This window comes from Gloeocapsa sp. PCC 7428 (assembly GCF_000317555.1).
GTDB lineage: Bacteria > Cyanobacteriota > Cyanobacteriia > Cyanobacteriales > Chroococcidiopsidaceae > Chroogloeocystis.
On sequence record NC_019745.1, the window covers coordinates 3,350,002 to 3,369,822 of the forward strand.

At 45.2% G+C, this 19,821-nt stretch carries 14 protein-coding genes and 1 tRNA gene; 5 read left to right on the plus strand and 10 right to left on the minus strand.

The genetic code is table 11. The features are described from left to right. The first annotated feature begins 30 nt into the window (after positions 1-30). A complete protein-coding gene (locus GLO7428_RS14720) occupies positions 31-3,213 on the plus strand; it encodes a PAS domain S-box protein (protein ID WP_015189356.1) in 3,183 nt (1,060 codons plus the stop codon). Between the two features lie 586 nt (positions 3,214-3,799). Here GLO7428_RS14720 and GLO7428_RS14725 read toward each other — a convergent pair. Further along, positions 3,800-4,966: a hypothetical protein gene (locus GLO7428_RS14725; RefSeq protein WP_015189357.1), complete on the minus strand. Its 1,167-nt coding sequence runs from the start codon at positions 4,964-4,966 to the stop codon at positions 3,800-3,802. A 367-nt stretch (positions 4,967-5,333) separates the two neighbouring features. Here GLO7428_RS14725 and GLO7428_RS14730 point away from each other — a divergent pair, with 367 nt between their 5' ends. The 4 genes from GLO7428_RS14730 (at position 5,334) to GLO7428_RS14745 (ending at position 13,254) form a co-directional block, all read left to right on the plus strand. Further along, positions 5,334-5,858, plus strand: a complete 525-nt coding sequence (locus GLO7428_RS14730; RefSeq protein WP_015189358.1) for a DUF4383 domain-containing protein — start codon at positions 5,334-5,336, stop codon at positions 5,856-5,858. A gap of 236 nt (positions 5,859-6,094) precedes the next feature. Continuing rightward, on the plus strand, positions 6,095-7,789 hold the full coding sequence (crtO, locus tag GLO7428_RS14735) for a beta-carotene ketolase CrtO (RefSeq protein ID WP_015189359.1): 1,695 nt from the start codon (positions 6,095-6,097) through the stop codon (positions 7,787-7,789). A 744-nt stretch (positions 7,790-8,533) separates the two neighbouring features. Continuing rightward, positions 8,534-10,960: a UDP-galactopyranose mutase gene (glf, locus tag GLO7428_RS14740; protein ID WP_015189360.1), complete on the plus strand. Its 2,427-nt coding sequence runs from the start codon at positions 8,534-8,536 to the stop codon at positions 10,958-10,960. Between the two features lie 101 nt (positions 10,961-11,061). Next, positions 11,062-13,254 carry a family 1 glycosylhydrolase gene (locus GLO7428_RS14745; protein ID WP_015189361.1) on the plus strand — a complete coding sequence of 731 codons (2,193 nt, stop codon included), beginning with the start codon at positions 11,062-11,064 and terminating at the stop codon, positions 13,252-13,254. A gap of 8 nt (positions 13,255-13,262) precedes the next feature. On the opposite strand, the gene GLO7428_RS14750 is transcribed toward GLO7428_RS14745, so the two are convergent. From GLO7428_RS14750 to GLO7428_RS14785, 9 genes are all read right to left on the minus strand, one after another. Continuing rightward, positions 13,263-13,336 (minus strand) — tRNA-Pro (locus GLO7428_RS14750). A 110-nt stretch (positions 13,337-13,446) separates the two neighbouring features. Next, positions 13,447-14,961: an AAA family ATPase gene (locus tag GLO7428_RS14755; RefSeq protein ID WP_015189362.1), complete on the minus strand. Its 1,515-nt coding sequence runs from the start codon at positions 14,959-14,961 to the stop codon at positions 13,447-13,449. Positions 14,962-15,010: 49 nt separating this feature from the next. After that, positions 15,011-15,511, minus strand: a complete 501-nt coding sequence (locus GLO7428_RS14760) for a DUF177 domain-containing protein (RefSeq protein WP_041918643.1) — start codon at positions 15,509-15,511, stop codon at positions 15,011-15,013. Positions 15,512-15,658: 147 nt separating this feature from the next. Further along, entirely contained in the window at positions 15,659-16,147 is a 489-nt protein-coding gene (locus GLO7428_RS14765; protein WP_015189364.1) for a R3H domain-containing nucleic acid-binding protein, read from the minus strand. A 20-nt stretch (positions 16,148-16,167) separates the two neighbouring features. Further along, the gene (gene yidC, locus GLO7428_RS14770; RefSeq protein ID WP_015189365.1) at positions 16,168-17,313 is read right to left on the minus strand and encodes a membrane protein insertase YidC; all 1,146 of its coding nucleotides are present in this window, start codon (positions 17,311-17,313) and stop codon (positions 16,168-16,170) included. A gap of 165 nt (positions 17,314-17,478) precedes the next feature. Beyond that, on the minus strand, positions 17,479-17,856 hold the full coding sequence (locus GLO7428_RS14775) for a PH domain-containing protein (protein ID WP_015189366.1): 378 nt from the start codon (positions 17,854-17,856) through the stop codon (positions 17,479-17,481). Next, a complete protein-coding gene (gene rnpA / locus GLO7428_RS14780; protein WP_015189367.1) occupies positions 17,843-18,256 on the minus strand; it encodes a ribonuclease P protein component in 414 nt (137 codons plus the stop codon). Before rnpA ends, GLO7428_RS14775 begins: the two co-directional genes overlap by 14 nt. Positions 18,257-18,303: 47 nt before the next feature. Further along, the gene (gene rpmH, locus GLO7428_RS26780) at positions 18,304-18,441 is read right to left on the minus strand and encodes a 50S ribosomal protein L34 (RefSeq protein ID WP_196797612.1); all 138 of its coding nucleotides are present in this window, start codon (positions 18,439-18,441) and stop codon (positions 18,304-18,306) included. A 115-nt stretch (positions 18,442-18,556) separates the two neighbouring features. After that, positions 18,557-19,090 (minus strand): DUF2808 domain-containing protein, encoded by a 534-nt coding sequence (locus GLO7428_RS14785; RefSeq protein ID WP_015189369.1) that lies wholly within the window; start codon positions 19,088-19,090, stop codon positions 18,557-18,559. Positions 19,091-19,821: the final 731 nt, after the last annotated feature.

Below are 19,821 nucleotides of genomic sequence, written 5' to 3' on the forward strand. Positions count from 1 at the left end.
ATATAAGCTATTCCTAGTTTTATTAGCCTAATGCGGTCATTTAATTTTTCTCAACTACAGCGCTATAAAGTCGCGTTACTAAGTGTTGCGATCGCCGCGCTGTTGACTTTATTTTTATCCGAATTTGTTGCGCCTGCGATTGCGCTTGACTTAGACTATATACAGCTTGTTTTGTTTGTTGTTGTAGCACTCAGCATAAGCACCGTAGCAGTTGCACTTCGCCAGGAACGACAAAACGCGGCGATGATTCAACCGCCACAAACAATTCAAGACTCATCGACACAAGCAAACCAACTTGCAGGTAATATCTTAGAAAGTATCACCGATGCTTTCTTTGCGCTCGATCAGGAGTGGCGCTTTATCTACATAAATCGTCATAGTGAAGATATTTTTCAGCGATCGCGCGAATCACTTTTAGGACAATCGATTTGGGAAGCATTTCCAGAAATTGTCGGTTCCGTTTACGATCAACAATACCGCCGTGCGATGCAAGAACAAGTTGCGGTGAATTTTGAGAGTCTCGCGCCAGATGGGACTCAGCGCTACTTTGAAATTCATGCTTACCCCACACCCGCAGGTTTAGCCGTATATTTTCGCGAAATGACGCAACGCAAACAGGCGGAAATGGCATTAGTTGCGAGTGAGTCTCGCTTGCGCCGCTTGGTTGATTCTAATATAATTGGCGTCATATTTTGGGATGAAAGCGGTCAAATCACCGATGCCAACGATGCTTTTTTAAAAATTGTAAGGTCTCAGCGTTCTGATTTAGTTGCGGGGCGGTTGAATTGGCGCAACCTCACACCAGAAGAACAACTTGCGAGTAGCGAACAATTGCTGAATGAGATGAAAGCTTCTGGTACAAGTTCTTATTGTGAAAAAGAATATATTCGTGCTGATGGAACTCGCGTTCCGGTGTTACTCGGTAGTGTTTTTTTAGAAGCATCAACCACACAAGGCGTTAGCTTTGTCCTCGATTTGACGCAACTCAAACAAACCGAAGCCGCACTCCGCGAAAGTGTCAGCTTGTATCGAACTTTAACCGAAGTATTGAAACACCATGTTTGGATAGCCCGTAGCGATGGTTTTGTCGAGTATGTAAACAAGCATTGGTATGATTATTCTGGCGCGACGCTTGATGACTTTAATCAGGGAAATTGGAGTCAGCTATTTCACCCAGAAGATGTGCCACGCTTACAAGAAAGATGGGCAAAAATGCTGACAACAGGAGAAACCGAAGGTATGGAGTACCGCATACGCGGTGCAGATGGACAATATCGCTGGTTTTTGGGTAAAGTCGCACCTTTAAAAGATGCACGCGGTAAAATTATCCGTTGGGTGGGGACGAATACTGATATCGACGATCGCAAGCGGTTTATCAAAGAACTACATCGCCGAGAGCAACAGTTTAAAACCTTAGCAGAAAACGCCCCAGATGTGATTGAACGCATCGATCGCAATTACCGTCATCTCTACGCTAGTCCTGCGATTGAAACTGTAACAGGAATCGCACCGGAAGCATTTATCGGCAAAACCCCAGAAGAGTTAGGCATACCAGAAGAATTATCCCGCGTGTGGCGATCGCACGTGGCGACAGTTTTTGCTACCAAGCAACCAACAAGCTATGAGTTTATCTATCCTACTACCAAAGGCGATCGCTACTATCAAATGCGCCTTGTCCCAGAATTTGCTGCTGATGGTTCAGTCGAAACAGTTCTCACAATTTCACGCGATTTAACCGAGTTGCAACGCCATCAACAGGCGCTACACGAAAGCGAACAAACGCTCAAAATCGCCTTAGAAACCGCGCAACTAGGTTCTTGGCAATTAGACTTAGCAACAATGACGCTGACGAGTTCTGATTTGTGCAAGGCAAATTTTGGACTACCCCCCACAGCCGAGTTCACTTACGAAAAACTGTTTGAATTGATTCATCCAGAAGATCGCGATCGCGTCCGTACAGCGATCGCGACTGCAATTCAAAACCACACCGATTACGATATCAAGTACCGAATTACTTGGGTGGATAGTAGTTTGCACTCGATCGTCGCGAGAGGTCGCACTTTATACGCTGCGGATGGTAAACCGCTACGCATGGTTGGCGTGACACTCCTTATTACCGAACCCAACCGCAAACAAGAATCAGTGCAGATGCTGGTAGAAGCGAGTGCAATTTTTAACGCTGAACCCAACTATCAAACCGCACTGCGCAAAGTTGCGGATCTTGTCGTACCAACGCTTGCTGACTACTGTTTTTTTGATATTGTCAGTGCAGATAACACGCTTGAACGCATCGCCTGGCAACACGCCGCCATCGAAAAACGCGAACACTTTCAACAGATTCAGCGTTATGTACCACCAATAGATGCACAAAATAACCCTGTTGTCAAGGTCTTGCATACAGGACAACCACAATTTACACCGCAAGTTACTGATGAATGGTTGCAAGCAACCGCACTCAATGCCGAACATTTACAATTTCTGCGCGAGTTTCAGCCAAGTTCGACGATTTCAGTTCCCTTAGTCGCGCGCGTAATCGCGCGCGATCGCCGCTTGGGAGTTTTAACATTTTGTCGCGAGGCGCGATCGCAACGTCACTACACCCATGAAGATTTCAACTTAGCCGTTTATCTTGCTTACCGCACTGCTTTAGCGATCGACAACGCGCTACAGTATCAAGCAGCCGAACGCGAAGATACTCGCGCAGCGCATCTTCAAGTTTTAAATGCGGCTTTATTAGAAGCTTTAACCAGTACTCAAGTAGCCGAATTAATTGTCAATCAAAGTATGACATTATTAGGCGCAGCAAATAGCGCTGTATCGCTTTTAACCGACCAAAAGAGTCACTTAAAAACAATTGCGACAGTAGGCTATTCGCCAGCAGCACTCGAAACTTGGGAGTATTTCCCTATAACCCTACCATGTCTTCTCACCGACAGCATCCGCACAAAAGAGCCAATATTTTTAAAAAGCTTTGATGCGTTTGCAACCCGATATCCGCACTTAGTCAACAATGCTGCATTTATTGATAAGTATGCCTTCGCCGCTATTCCTTTGCTAGCTGAAGGACAAAGTATTGGCGGAATCGCCCTCAACTTCGATACTCCCCAAGCGTTCAGCGCTCAAGACTGTGCATTTATGCGCGCATTAGGTGCGCAGTGTTCCGCAGCACTCGCCCGCACTCATCTCTACGAAGCTCAACAGCACACTACCTAATTTGAGATCCTGAGTTATGCGTGGAAGCCAAAATTCAAAACTCAAATGAGGCACTTTGAATACTCCCCCAATTCTGGGGGCTACGGTGTACACACAAATGGTCGGATATAAAAAGTCTTTGGCGAACCGCCCCCCAACGCACACCAGTTGTACGCCACTTCTCTCCACGGGGTAAACCCCCGCACGAGAGTGGCTCCTCAACGGAGGACACCTCCGCACGACACTGGCTCCCCAATTTGGGGGACTTCTGAGCCAGTTCTACTTCAAAGTCCCCCACAGGTGGGGGATGCAAGGGGGCGAAAAAGCTTGGAGCGACGCCAGTCTAGACTTGTGTGTACAGCGTAGAATTCTGGGGGAGAAGACAAAAAAACATTTATAGCCATAGTCAACAGAGTTAGGACATTATAGAAGCTCGTATTGACTTCCCTGAGCGGAGTTAAACTCCGACCCCTGCTATAGTCTATTACTTAAAGTGCGCCTGCGCACACTTCGCTTAAGTAGCCCCGACTTCAGTCGTAGGGCGTTTATGATTCATACAGGAAGTCTACTGTTAAATCTAACTGTACTTTGAAGACTGGTAATTCAACTAAAAACGAAAAATTGCTGCTGCTGGCGATTGTGGTACATCTTCAGGATCTAAAGCGTAAACCGTCCCACCATTCAACAATGTATGAATAGCAGCAAAATCCAACATATCTTCATCATCTGGTTCGGGTTCTGAATGTAACTCTACAGCCATCGTATCGGGATCGAACTCGCCCCAAAGCTTCTGTCCGACTGGTACAAATAAAGAATCAATCCTTTGAAAGTAAGCGGCTGAAACAATCTCTTTAACATCATTTGAAGCCTTGCCAGTACCAGCACCAGCTAGTTCTTGATAACGCTCTATTGCCTCTTTTTCTGCCTGATGGAACAGAGGTTCAACAATAGGTAAAGCTTTGTCTTGCAATTCTTCCGGCTTGACGATATCTACATTGACATTGATACCTTCTTCCACTAAATGCGGATACTCGTTAGTCTCTTTATAAATGGGGAAAAGATACTCAACTCCTGCCAACACTAAAGGTGCTTTTTGATTCTTCAGTTTCTGACACACCGCATCATCAACTAGGTGAAAGAATTGCAAGATATCTTTCTGATGCTGATCTCGATCAGGACTTCCTTGCCCGTGAAATGAACCAGGCTGCGTCATTGCATTAGCCGTTCCGCCTCTAGATGTTGCAATGCGGAACTGCCCTGATGAGGCAGTTTCGTCATAACCAAGGGCTTCATCCAGACTCTTGGGCATATTTGGTACTTCTACTTCCTTAATACTGTAAGGCGTACCTTCAAAGAACCGAATATTATCTTGGCTCAAAGCTAAAATGTAAAATCGGTTATCGTTGTCAATCAATTGCAGTAGCGGCTTGAGGTGAAACTGCTTGCTAACAACTACCAATTCTTCAAACTCGATTGGCAACTGGTAGTAGCGGAAAACTGTTGGCGAGATAAAAATAACTAGTCCGCGATCTTGGTTCTCCCAAAAATCGGGCGTATCAAGTTCATGCGCTTGTTTAAAAAGTTCTACTGCGTCTGTCTGAGGCATTTTGATTGCTTCTAACCGTGCCTCAGCCTCACGAATTAAATTCTTGAAACGAATGGGATTTTCTCTCACCTCTGGTCCTGCTTTTTGCATTGGCATATATAAAGATATACAAGGGCTTTGAGGATTTTCTACTAAAGCTTTTAATTCATCTATATTCAATAGCGGCATACTTAACTCCTATCAACGTCGCCAATAGCAAATTACTCTAGATTTATTTCATGTAGAGGTTAATTAGCTTTCATCTTTCTTGCGACGAGAATCAACTATTATATAACCTGTCCTTAGATATATTTGAGAAGATTTTATGTATTTTGCAATTCAATACGTTCCAGAATAACGATTTATGGAACTATCGGCAATGACTGAATCGACAGCGAGAGCTTATATTAAGACAAAGTATATCAATAAACACAAAACCGCGTAAAGTTGAATTATCACTTTTGGCAGAGTTTATTTAAACTAAATCTATCAAACATTTAAAAGTAGCAAAATCTTTTTATTATTCAATCTTGCTCTCCCGAATCCAGGTGAATCTATGGCTAATAAACAAAATTTTTGGAGTGGATTACAAAATCAAGTTGATAGTACAAAAATCCGTTATTTCGCGTTGATTACAGGAATTCTTTTTCTGCTATTAGGAATAGCGGGCTTTGTACCAGGGCTTGTTTCGCTACCAGCAGGTGCGCCTAACGTTGCCGTTGATGCACCTCGATTATCACTTGATAGTGGCTACGGCTATGTTCTCGGTTTATTTCCTACTAATTCCTTACATAACGCGGTTCACATTGTTGTAGGGCTATTAGGAATTGCGGCTTACACCAGTGCTAGCGGTGCGCTGACATTCACGCGTGGTTATGCGATCGCCTACGCGCTGATCGCGTTGATGGGCTTGTTTCCCTTTTCCAACACAACATTTGGTTTAATGCCTATCTATGGAAATAATGTGTGGTTGAACGGAATTACTGCGGCGATCGCTGCTTATCTTGGCTTTAGTAAACCACCTGAAACAAGCACTGCTTCTACCCCAACGAATGTAGATTCTGGTTCCTCAACTGTGTAATCAGACCATTAGCTCAAAGTAGGCTAATTACTAACAGCGTTTATCATAGCTATCAAGTATCTTTGATTACAAACAAAACAAGTTTATCCATCTTTTGGTAGCTGTTATTCAAAGAGTAAGTATTCTAGGATGCAAGAGTGAAAAAACACACCCACGGCAAGCAAGAGTGCTTACATCATTGCCTCAGCAAAACTGGGGCATTTTCTATTAATGTAAAGAGCTAAAAACCTTTTCAAATGCAAGCTTACGATGTTATTATTATTGGTGCAGGACATAATGCTTTAGTCTGTGCAGCGTATCTATTAAAAGCAGGCTACAGCGTTGTTTTATTAGAGAAAAATTCGATTCCAGGAGGCGCAGCAACAACTCAAGAAATTATGCGCGAATCGGCTCCTGGTTTTCAATTCAACCCGTGTGCGATCGACCATATTTTTATTCATTTAGGTCCTGTCGTTAGAGAATTAGAACTTCATAAATACGGCTTAGAATATCTATACTGCGACCCCATCACTTTTTGCCCACATCCTGATGGCAAATATTTTCTCGCACATCGTTCGGTTGAAAAAACTTGTGCTGAAATCGAACGGTTTAGCCCGCGCGATGCCAAACAATATGCAGAATATATCGATTTTTGGCAGCGGGTCACACAAATGATTATCCCGATATTTAATGCGCCGCCCAAGTCCATTATCGATATGGCAGGCAATTACGACGCTGGCAAAATTAAAGATATGTTGTCTTTAATGGGACCTCCCGATAAGACGTTAAACTTGATGCGATCGCTGTTTACCAGCGCCAAGGACATCATCGAAGAATATTTTGACGCCGAATTTATCAAAGCACCGCTAGCCCGAATGGCGGGAGAACTCAGTACACCACCTTCGCAAAAAACGAGTGCGATCGGCTCAATAATGATGGCAATGCGCCACAATCCTGGTGTGAGTCGTCCCAAAGGCGGTACAGGGGCGCTGACTCAAGCCTTAGTTGCAGCAGTAAAAGACCTTGGTGGTGGCATCTTCACCGACCAACACGTCGAAAAAGTCTTAATTGATAATGGACGCGCTGTCGGTGTCCGTGTCGCCAATAATAAAGAATATCGGGCAAATCGCGGCGTGATTTCAAGTATTGACGCCAAGCGCCTATTTTTGCAACTTATCGATAAAAGTGACGCTGATGCTGCCGATCCTCACTTGCGTTCTACCTTATCGCGTCGCATCGTCCACAACAACGAATCAATTCTGAAAATCGACTGTGCGCTTGCTGAACCGCTGCGCTTTAGCGCGCATAACCACACCGATGATTATTTGGTTGGTTCAGTCCTCATTGCAGATTCAGTGAATCACGTCGAAGTTGCACACACCGACTGTAATGTAGGTAAAATTCCTGATGCCGATCCTTCAATGTATCTTGTTGTCCCCACCGTACTCGATCCCTCAATGACACCACCAGGTAAACATACGTTGTGGATCGAGTTTTTCGCCCCATATCAAATCGCTGGTGCAGAAGGTACAGGCTTAGACGGTACAGGTTGGACAGACGAACTCAAGCATAAAGTCGCCGATCGCGTCCTCGATAAACTCGCAGATTATGCGCCTAACCTGAAGAATGCCACGATCGCCCGACACGTAGAAAGTCCTGCGGAATTGGCAAAGCGTCTCGGAGTTTTAGAAGGAAATTACTATCACCTCGATATGACGTTTGACCAAATGATGTTTTTCCGCCCAATTCCAGAACTTGCTAACTACAAAACTCCCATTGAGGGCTTATTTCTCACCGGTGCAGGTACGCATCCTGGCGGTGCCATTTCTGGCATTCCTGGACGCAACTGCGCGCGTGTCTTTTTGCATACACAACAACCCATGAGACAAACATTAACCGATGCTGCTGATGCACTTAAGTCAAAAGTCAAATCTTTTTTAAAACTTTCTTGATTTGCGGATTTTTTAATAGTTAAACCAATAAAGCTTGGTGAATAAATTCACTGCTAGACAAACCCTGTACACTACCATGAAGTTATAAGTGTTGAATTTTGAATCGATTTGAAGAAGTTTTAACTCAAAACTTTGTTTGGATAGCCACGAAGAGAGTTTATACCATGTCACTTTGAATTTACTACAAATAGGCAGCTTCAGGAGCCTGCGCCGTGCGGGGGTTTACCCCCAATCCCCACTACGTGGGGTCCCCGAGTCCCCCGTTGAGGCGACTGGCGTGGGCAGAGGAGCAGAGGAGAAATGATTTGTAGTTTTTATTTGGTGAAATGGTATTAGGGGGCATCCACAATCCTTTTTTATCTTCTTGATCGCGAGATATATCTATTAATACTATTCACCGCTAAAGTAACAACATTAAACATACATTTTTGGATTTATTAATGTGTTTTTATCCACATTCTCTTTTATTGAGAGCCAGTGTATTTTGCACAACAGGTTTGTTTATAGTTAATTGATTCTTTAGACATAGAACAATTTGTATCTCTAGTAGAAGATAAAAATAGGAACTAGCCGATATTGTTAGTTTAGAAGAATCTCCAAAAATGAAGTTGCCAGTACTAGTACTCTTTTTTTATGTTGGCTTAACTAGTTAGCACTTCAGCAAATGAGCACGAGAAAATACGAAAGTGTTTTCTAAAACTTTCGTGATGATAAATTTCCCTCACTAAAAATTTCAAATAATATATGTCAGAGCATAATCAAATTGCGCATAATGGAAGCCACAATCATATTTCAGCAAATCCGGCGGAAAGTACGTTATTAAATTCATCAAAAACGGAAGAATTAAACGCCTCATTAGTCAATCTATCTTTAACAGCTAAAAGCTTTAAGCTAGCTAATAAAGAAACACCTGATCTTGTTTGTTTATCGCACTTGCGGTGGAAATTTGTCTATCAAAGACCGCAACATTTATTGACGCGCTGCGCGCAAGGACAACGCGTTTTCTTTATTGAAGAGCCAAATTTTAGTTCAGACTTAGAAACAGCCCCAGAGGGAAAATTAGAGATCAACTTAGACGAAAGTGGAGTTTGGGTTATTGTTCCGCACCTCAAACACGGTTTGAGTCAAGAACAGAGCAATGCTCAACTCGCAGTTTTGATTGATACTTTATTTACCGAACAACAAATTAGTAAATATATTTGTTGGTACTATACACCAATGGCGATCGCCTTTACACGTCAGTTGCAACCGCTAGCAACTGTCTACGATTGCATGGATGAGTTATCTGCATTTCAGGGCGCACCGCCAGCGCTAAAAAGCTACGAAGCTGAACTGTTTCGCCGTGCCGACTTAGTATTTACCGGCGGACAAACTCTTTACGAAAGTAAAGCCAAGCAGCATCCCAATGTTTATGCATTTCCGAGTAGTGTCGATGTGGCGCACTTCGCCCAAGCGCGAATTGTTGCAGAAGATCCCGCACAAGCCCACATTCCGCATCCGCGTCTGGGTTTTTATGGCGTCATTGACGAACGCATGGATATCGAATTGCTAGCAGGCATTGCCGATGCGCGTCCTGATTGGCATTTAGTCATCATTGGACCTGTTGTCAAAATTGATCCCGCAACTTTGCCGCAACGCGAAAACATTCATTACCTAGGGGCTAAGGATTACAAACAGCTACCTGCGTATCTTGCGGGATGGGATTTGGCGATGCTGCCGTTTGCGCACAACGAATCAACGCGCTTTATTAGCCCGACAAAGACTCCAGAGTATCTCGCTGCGGGGAAACCTGTTGTATCAACTTCGATTCGCGACGTAGTGCGTCCTTATGGTGAGACAAGATTAGTGCGCATTGCAGATAGCGTTGCAGAATTTGTCACCGCCGCCGAACAGGCGATGCAAGAAGACACCTCTGCATCAGGGTGGTTAAGTCGTGTTGATGCTTTTTTAGAGCAAATTTCGTGGGATCGCACGTGGGCATCGATGATGAAACTAATCGACTCGGCGATCGCTGCTAAAAGTGACACTCCTGCTATCAGTATCCCGCAAGCACCAAGTGTTATTACGCGAGATTTTGTTTTCGATTACTTAATTGTCGGGGCGGGATTTTCTGGAAGTGTCATCGCTGAACGCCTAGCCAGTCAGTCGGGTAAAAAAGTGTTGGTTGTGGACAAGCGCAATCACATTGGCGGTAACGCATATGATTGTTACGACGATCATGGCGTCCTGATTCACAAATATGGTCCGCACATTTTTCACACCAACTCGCGCGAAGTTTTCGAGTATCTTTCGCGTTTCACGCAATGGCGGGCTTACGAACACCGCGTTCTTGCGAGTGTAGACGGGCAACTTTTACCGATTCCGATTAACCTCGATACGATTAATAAGCTATATGGAATGAACCTCAATTCATTTCAAGTCGAAGACTTCTTCAAATCAATCGCTGAACCAAAAGAATACATCCGCACGAGTGAAGATGTTGTGTTAAGTAAAGTTGGTCGAGAACTCTACGAAAAGTTTTTCCGAGGTTACACGCGCAAACAATGGGGACTCGATCCATCCGAACTTGATAAATCGGTGATCGCGCGAATTCCTACCCGCATCAACCGTGACAATCGCTATTTCACCGATACCTACCAAGCAATGCCCTTACACGGCTTTACGCGGATGTTTGAAAATATGTTGGCGCATCCCAACATCAAAGTCATGCTCAATACGGACTATCGCGAAATTACCACCGCGATTCCTTGCCGCGAAACCGTTTACACAGGTCCAGTTGATGAATTCTTCGAGTTGCGCTATGGCAAGTTACCGTATCGCTCGCTCGATTTTAAACACGAAACGCATAACACGCAAGTCTTTCAACCTGCTCCGGTCATCAACTATCCAAACGAACACTTGTACACGCGCGTCACAGAGTTTAAATATCTCACCGGACAAGAACACCATAAAACGAGCATTGTTTACGAGTTTCCCAAAGCCGAAGGCGATCCCTATTACCCCGTACCGCGTTCAGAAAATCAAGAAATCTACAAAAAATACAAGGCACTCGCTGACGCCACTCCAGGAGTCTATTTTGTAGGCAGGCTCGCAACTTACAAATACTACAACATGGATCAGTGTGTCGCCCAAGCGCTGGCAGTTTACAAACAAATTGCAGTCAAAGCTTGAACTCCAAGTAGTAAAAGCAATTAGCTGTTAGCACTTAGCAATTGAAACCTAGCTAATAGCTAATCGCGCTCTCATGACCTTTTCAGCTTGAATTGTAAATTATGGCTTTGTTGAACTCAAAACCTCCCCTAGAAGTCTGGGCGGGAGTCGAGTGTACGGTTAACCGCGTGGGGAATCGGTATTTCGACCAATTAGAACGCAACGGTCACGGAACGCGCTTGGATGATTTGGACTTGTTCGCGCAATTAGGAATACACGCGATTCGTTACCCAATATTATGGGAGCGAATTGCCCCTGATGGCTTAGAAAATGCAAACTGGTCGTGGGCAGATACGCGATTAGAGCGATTGCAGGAACTCGGTATTCGTCCGATTGTCGGATTAGTCCATCATGGCAGTGGTCCGCGCCATACCAGCTTGATCGACCCTGCGTTTCCAGAGAAACTCGCAGACTTTGCGCGTGCAGTTGCCGATCGCTATCCTTGGGTGACGCACTATACGCCAATTAATGAGCCGCTGACAACGGCAAGATTTAGTGGATTGTATGGTCATTGGTATCCTCACGGTCACGACGATCGCACTTTTGTACGGGCGTTGTTGGGGCAAATCCGCGCGATCGCACTTTCCATGGCAGCAATCCGCGAAGTCAACCCTCAGGCGCAACTCGTGCAAACCGAGGATTTAGCGAAGGTTTTTAGTACGCCGTTATTAGCGTATCAAGCCACGTTTGAAAACGAGCGCCGCTGGTTAAGCTTCGATTTATTGTGTGGTAGAGTGTCGCCAACGCATCCAATGTGGCAATACTTACAGAAGTGTGGCATTAAGGAAGCTGAACTTGCAGAATTTTCAGACAATCCCTGTTTGCCGGACATTATTGGCGTTAACCACTACTTGACGAGCGATCGCTTTTTAGACGAACGTACCGAACGCTATCCGATTTGGACTTATGGTGGCAATGGCAAGCATCAGTACGCGGATGTTGAGGCAGTGCGAGTGCGTGCGGAGGGTATCGCCGGACACCGCTGCTTGCTGCAAGAAGTTTGGGAACGCTATCAACTGCCGATTGCTGTCACCGAAGTTCATTTGCATTGCACGCGAGAAGAACAGTTGCGTTGGCTATATGAAGTTTGGCAAACCGCACAGGAATTACGTCAACAAGTCGATATCCGCGCTGTCACAGCTTGGTCGCTTCTCGGTTCTTACGATTGGAATACTTTATTGACGTGCTGTGTTGGTGACTACGAGTCGGGTGTTTTCGATTTGCGTTCTCCCCATCCGCGACCGACGGCGATCGCAAAATTCGTCCGCGATCTCGCAACAGGGCAGACACCTTCGCACCCTTTACTAACAACACCAGGATGGTGGCATCGACAAGAACGCTTATTATACCCAGCCTATCAGACAGAACAAGATAGCAACGAAGTCTCAATTTCCTCTGCACCACATCCCTCACGCCTGGCAATTATTGGCGCAACCGGAACTTTAGGCAAAGCTTTTGCCCGCATCTGTGCTGCTAGAGGAATCGCGTACCACCTCCTGACACGCCAAGATGTGAATATTACCGATCCAGCGTCGGTTGATGCGATGCTGGCACAGTTGCAGCCGTGGGCAGTTGTGAATGCTGCGGGCTACGTGCGGGTAGATGATGCGGAACGCGAACCAAATGTTTGTATGCAGGTCAACGCCGAAGGTTCCGCAATACTTGCGGCGGCTTGCGCTCGCTCTAATGTGCCGTTGGTCACTTTTTCGTCGGATCTCGTGTTTGATGGTGCCGTGTCTAATCCTTATACCGAAAGCGATAGAGTTGCGCCGCTGAATGTGTATGGACGCAGCAAAGCTTTAGCAGAACAACAAGTATTGCAAGCGCATCCTTCGGCGCTGGTCGTGCGCACGAGTGCTTTCTTTGGACCTTGGGATGATTACAACTTCGTGACTCTCGCGTTGCGTCAGTTGCGTCAAGGACAAATGTTCGTCGCCGCCGAGGATGTTGTCATTTCACCTACATACGTACCGGATCTTGTCAATACCAGTCTTGACTTATTAATCGACGGTGAAAGTGGGCTGTGGCATTTAGCAAACCGAGGCGCGATCGCCTGGGCTGAATTAGCGTGGCTCGTTGCCAAAAAAGCAGGGCTAAATGTCGATTTTATTATTGCCCGTCCCCTGCAAGAACTAGGTTTTACCGCTTTGCGTCCCAGTTACAGCGTTCTCGGTAGCGATCGCGGTCAGTTACTACCACCGCTGGGTAGTGCGATCGCGCGTTACTTCGATGAAATTGAACAATTAGACAAATAATACCGAAATCGGGATGACTGGATTCGAACCAGCGGCCCCTTCGTCCCGAACGAAGTGCGCTACCAAGCTGCGCTACATCCCGTTACTACTTTTCAGCAGCGATCATTAATCTTAGAGCATTCTAACATACCCGTTTGTCCACAAATTGAGTTAGATTTGGGTACGAAACAACTAAAATCTCTAGCAATTTATTCATTGCAACTGCCGCTGAATCCGGCTACTCAAAGTGCTATGTTTTGATGCTAAACGCGCTTTACCCGCCGCAGCCCATTCTTGGAGAAACTCAATTTGCTCTTGTGCGGTTCGTGCTAACGGAATAATTTGGCTAGCAGCTTCTAAAATATCGTCGGTGGTAAAGTCGCGGTTTTGACTAAAGCCAATATGCATTGCTTCGATCAGCGTTTGCTCAATTTCTGCACCGGAAAAGTCAGGGGTTTCGTAAGCTAAGCGTTCGATGTCGTAAGTTTTGATATTGTGAGGGCGCAATCGCGATAAATGAACGGTAAAAATTGCTTTGCGTTCTTCTTGAGTTGGTAAACCCACAAAGAAGATTTCATCAAAACGTCCTTTACGGAGCATTTCGGGTGGCAGCGATTGAATATCATTAGCGGTAGCAACAACAAACACTGGCGATGTTTTTTCCGCAAGCCAGGTGATGAATGTACCAAATACGCGGCTCGTCGTACCAGCGTCGCCTTTCCCACCAATACCCGCAAACGCTTTATCAATCTCATCAATCCACAAAATGCAGGGCGACAAGGCTTCCGCAACTTGAATCATTTGTCGCGTGCGCGACTCAGACTCACCGACTAAGCCACCAAACAAACGTCCGACGTCTAACCGTAGTAGAGGTAAATGCCAGTGATGCGCGATCGCTTTAGCAGTAAGCGACTTTCCTGTTCCCTGAATTCCCACTAACAATAAGCCACGCGGGTGCGGTAAGCCATAAGTTCTCGCACGTTCGGTAAATGCCCCACCCCGCCGTAATAACCAATCTTTAAGATTATCTAATCCCCCAATATCCGAAATCTTTTCCGTAGCAGGGTAAAAGTCGAGAATTTGGGTTTGCCGAATCGTTTGTCGCTTTTCTTGCAACACAAGTTCGACATCTTCCGGCTGAATTTGCCCATGCGTGGCGATCGCCCTTGCCAAAACTCGCCGGATGCGCTCCATCGATAGCCCTTGACACGAACGAACTAATTCATCAAGCACTTTTCCTGTCAGTGACTGTCCTGTGGCTGCGAACAACCGTTCGATTTCTACTTTAATTTCTGGTGCTGCGGGTAGCGGAAACTCTAAAACGGTTAAAACTTCGCTTAAATCTTCAGGAATTGCCACTTTTGGCGAAAGAATAACGATATTTTTAGGTTGCGACTTCAACAGCTTTGCTAAATTACGCAACTTCCGGCAAACCGACACGTCTTCTAAAAAGCGATGAAAGTCGCGCAAAATAAATACCGCTGGTGCTGATACCGGCAGTTTTTCAACTAACTCCAGCGCTTGTAGCGGGTTACGACGACCAAAACCTGCATCATTAGGATTCGCGGTGTATCCATCTACAAAGTCCCAAATATAAATTGCCCGATTGCCTTGACGCTGTGCTACTTCCCGAACTGCTAGTTCTACGCGTTCTTCTTCAAAGGTGGGAATATAAATCAAAGAGTAGCGGGCGCGCAGTAGCAGTTCAAACTCATCGTGGAAGCTCATGGCAGTGATGGGGGCTAGGGGCTAATGAAGACTCGTGGGCATTTTAATGTTAAAGGTCTTTCTTTAGAGCTTGCAGCGAAGCCCAGCGTTTGTCAATAAGTGCCGTTGCAGCATCATTATTTTCTGGTTGAATTCCTGAGCATTTGGCGTCGCATAATTGCCTTTGCGGCAGTTCTAGACATAACTGCTCGTAAAGCCACTGACTAGGCTCGAAGAAACCGCGCGGTGGCAATGTTTCTACCAAGTCTTCCATCGCGATTTCTCGCTCAACTAAAAGCATATCTGTTTGTTCGGCAGCTTCGTCTAACCAGATAATCTCTGAAGTATCGACAACCAAACGATGATTGTATTGTTGCAGGCAGCGATGGCACGTTAGCGTGATGATGGTTTCAGCAGCGGCAGACACTTCTAAATAATTGCCGCAATGCTTGACTTTGATCCAACCACGAACAGGTGTCAGGGTTTCTAAGTCTTGCAAAAACTCCTGAACTTGGATCGTCTCAGTTTTCTCCGGCGCTTTCAGTAGCTGCGGAATATAAATGGCTTCCATCATAATTTTGCGCCACCCCTTCAAACAAATAGTATTTCCAACACAGCGTTAGTACTCAAATAACAGTCTAGCTGTTGTCGTAGCGGTCGGAGATCGGAACTTACGATTCAAATGGGCGCAATTGCGCCCATGCTTGGTATGCTGTTCCTATTGCAGCTGGCGCACTACTAAATGTCGGTGTGGCTCCTTACCTTTACTAAAGGTTTCTAAATCTGGAAAAGTTTTCAAGAACGTATGAACTTGACGGCGCTCTGCTGATGAGAGCGATTTGATTTCGACTTCTTGCCCTGAAGCGCGGACTTGTTCAGCTGCTGCTTGGGCGATCGCTTGCACTTCTGCTTGACGACGTACGCGATAACCGTCTAACTCAACGGTGTATGATGCTTGGTCGGCTGGCGATTGGTTCAAGTTAAGCGTTGCATTCGCTAAGTATTGAATTGCATCAAGTACACTGCCTTCTGAACCAATAAGAATTTCTATCTGTTCTGGTGTGAGTTTTGTATTATCAATCGTCAACCAGTAGTTATCTGGCTCTCCCGCACCTTCGATTTGATTTGCTTCTAAGTGTGCCTCCACACTCGGAGACACACCCATCAGCTGAAGCAGCGATTCTAGCCACACTTGACCTCGCTGCATACGCGTATCCTCTGTCATACTTACCCTGAAGCTTTTTTCTTAGAACGTCCTGGCTCGAAAGGAAGTGATTCACGTCCTTTGGCTTCTGATTCTTTTGGTTCGGATGCCGCTACAATTTTTTGCAGGTTTTCTGGCAGAGGTTCGCGGGACACGACAAATGTCTGCAACGTTTGGAAGATATTAGCAATGAGCATATACATCAGGACTCCCGCAGGTAGGGGGAAAAACAAAAACATCCCTGAAAAAATGACCGGAGTGATTTTGTTAACTGTGTCCTGTTGGGGATTACCTGAGGCACCTTGACCGGAAAGTACTTGGTTGAGGTACAAGCTTAAACCAAAGCCAATCACCATCGCCACAATATCCCAGTGGATTGTGCCATCGGGATCAAAAGCGCCTACTCTCCCTAAAGCATCAATGAACAGAAAGCCTTTCTCAGACGCAATTCCAGGAATTGTCCCTTGAATTGTTGCGTCACCTGGTTGCAATGCTGTAATATTGCCTGCTTCGTCGATTTGTACCCGCTCTTGACCTTTTGCGATCTTCCAGTGGGGTGTAATACTCGATTCTGGATGCTCGGCGACCAACTCTTGCAGTGGCTTGCCTTCTACGGTTTGAAATTCGAGCTTTGTTTTTTCGCCGACTGCTAAATTGTTACCGCTAGGAAGAATCGCGCTAATGCGGTAATGTTCGCCATCTGCAATGTAGATGTTTTGCGGTGAAGTCGCAAAGGCTTTTGGTTGAATCCGTTCGATTTGTTCCTGAGGCAGGATTTGCAGGTTGACAGTATAGTTGACATCCGAAAACGGCGAGCCGCGTAGCGTGGCGAATAAAGCAAATAATACTGGCATTTGCAGCAGTACGGGTAAGCACCCAGACAGTGGATTACCAAATTCTTTGTATACCGCGCTCATTTCTTCCTGCAACTTGGCAGGATTGTCTTTGTGGCGCTCCTGAATTTCTTTTACCCGCTTTTGCATTAAAGGTTGCGTGATTCGCGTGCGCCGCATATTGCGAATCGAGCCAGCACTGAGAGGGTAGAGTGCAAAGCGAATGACGAGTGTTAACGCCACGATCGCTAATCCATAGCTTGGCACGATCCCATAGAAGAAATCCAGGATCGGCAGCATTACGTTGTTAGAAAGAAACCCGATACCAAAATCCATTGGCGTTAAGTCAACCTGAACTACTCTAATATGTCTGAATCTAATGTATCCGAACTAAGGGTCAGGCGTTGGAATTAGAGAACAGAGGATCAATTTTCCTGATGTCTAATACCGATATATCGTTATTTAATTTATCAAGCCTGCCCTAGATTAATCGATTTCAGACTATGCTGCACCTACTTTCTTGGCAGCGACTTGCTCGTTGATATAGTCGTAAATCTCGCGAAACTTGGGAACCGCGCGTAATTCTAAACGGCTACCGTCTCTGAGCGTGAGTACCATATCTCCCCACAAGCCGACACCTCTGGGAACTTTAACAATTTTAACTATTTCCGCATAAATTACATCAGTGCGATCGCGTCCTTGCCACCCTCCCGTTACCGTAATGCGCCGACTTGTAATGCGATAGCGCAGCCACAAGGCGCGGACAATCGCTCCAACTGTTAGCGGTAGACCAATTAACGTTAATCCAATGAGTAAATTAATAATAAGATCCCCAATATGCGGTCCGCCTTCAAAAAATACGTCCTCACGAATGCCCATCTATCACCTCAGCTTCGGTCAACAACTGCTCTAATTCTTGCAGAAATTGACCGTAATCGCACTGAGCTTGTACCGCTGACGGGTGTATAATCACCACCAGTAACCATCCAGGCGCGATTCGCGGTAATAAATTTCGGAAAGCTGCTCGAACCTGACGCTTAATCCGATTGCGAATGACAGCGCGTTTACTCACTTTTGTGCTGACTGAAATACCAAGACGTGTTGGTACTTCTAATAACTCAGATGGCTGGAGATCTCCACTAGCAGTGTTAGCAGTATGCTTAGCTTTCCGCTGTAAGGCTCTAAGCGTTATGTGCGAACCATTACGGCGGATTCCTTCCCGAAACACGGCTCGGAAATCGTGCCGACTTTGCAGTCGATTTGCTTTATGTAAAGCCACGCGTGTTGATCTCGAATGTATCAACGCCTGATTTTTTGCGACTAATGCTAAACCGTTAACCGATGACGTCCTTTTCTTCTACGGGCTTTTATGACATTTTGTCCATCTGGAGTCCGCATCCGAGCGCGGAAACCAGAGGTTCTTTTTCGTTTGCGGTTAGTACCTTCTAAAGTGCGCTTCATAATTCTTCCTAGCTTAGCTGCCTATGAAAAGTCACAATCTCTTATTATATCACCAAAGTGTAACTTCAGCAGCAAGGGAGATACAGTAAATTCCGTATCCCATAACCCCAATTTCTTCCTAGGTGATACTCAAAATCCACGTGCCTACATAGCGTAGCAGCGGGACATCACCAGGCGTTTGAATTTGGCAGTTGAAATAGTACATTCCACCAAACGTAGGATTTCTGACATTAGAGAAGACAATTTCAGTACGCGTATTAGCTGGTACAGGTTCAACTGGGAAGATTTCCACGACGCGGTTTTCTTGATCCCATCTTACTTCTTGTAGTGGTACACTTTTTCCTCTAACACGAACTTCAATTCGGTCTGTGTCAAACTTGCCGCGATAGTTTTCAGGATAAGTAACTGTAAATTGAGCAGCAGCCAAATTTAGTCTATTTCCTGGAATGCGCAAACGATAGCGATCCCAGCCATTAGCTTGTCCACCAAAATCTAGGCGAAAAGGCAACTGGTTCTCGCGTCTGACGCCGCTAAATATTGTAAAACCAGGCAAGGACTGGGCAAGGGAAACAACAGGGAACCCAGCAATTAAACAACCAGTAACGGCTAAAGCAGAAATTACACGACGCATAGATACTTTTGTGGCTACCATCGGTCTGATACCTAAATAATAGGTGTTTTTACTAAACTTTACCAGAAAGGAGCGAGGAGCTAGGGATAAAGCACGAGGACAAAAAACAAGAGTCTCGCCCCGTGAATCAGGTCTAATACTCCAGCACTAACGCCATGCAGAGGACGCAGTCTGACACACAAAGCGTCACGATGCAATCCACCAAATGCGTGCTATGAGGTTCTCTTACCCTCGCTCTTCACTTCTATGATTTGGACGTGCTGTAGTCAAAAAAAGTGCCAATGCTTTGCAATTTTTTAGTATTCGTATTTTAGGCAAATGAGTTAAATTACCTTTGCACAATTCACAGAAATGTATTGATAAATGTGTACCAGTGTGTCTATATTTTTGGTTTTCGTTATAAAAGTTGAAACATTTTGCTACACAAATGCCTATCAGATACGCTAAATTCATCAAGACTCCCAATTTGTTCAAGAAGACTCTTGATGACCAAGTATTAAAGTTACAAAAAGTAACATATAAAATGCTTATGGTCACTCAATTTATAAAAGAAGCTAAAGATTGGAATTAGACATCTGGGGATCGCAATAAGATGTGCAAAGTTAAGTACAAGTTAAGTTTTGAAAAATATTAAATCGCAATTGCCGAACCGATAAAGCCTCCACGTAGTCGCAAAGTGGAACACCACTTTTATTTAAAACTCACGGGGAGGTTTTCATTTGGCTGGAGGAGCTAGCAAAAAGCCTATTTTT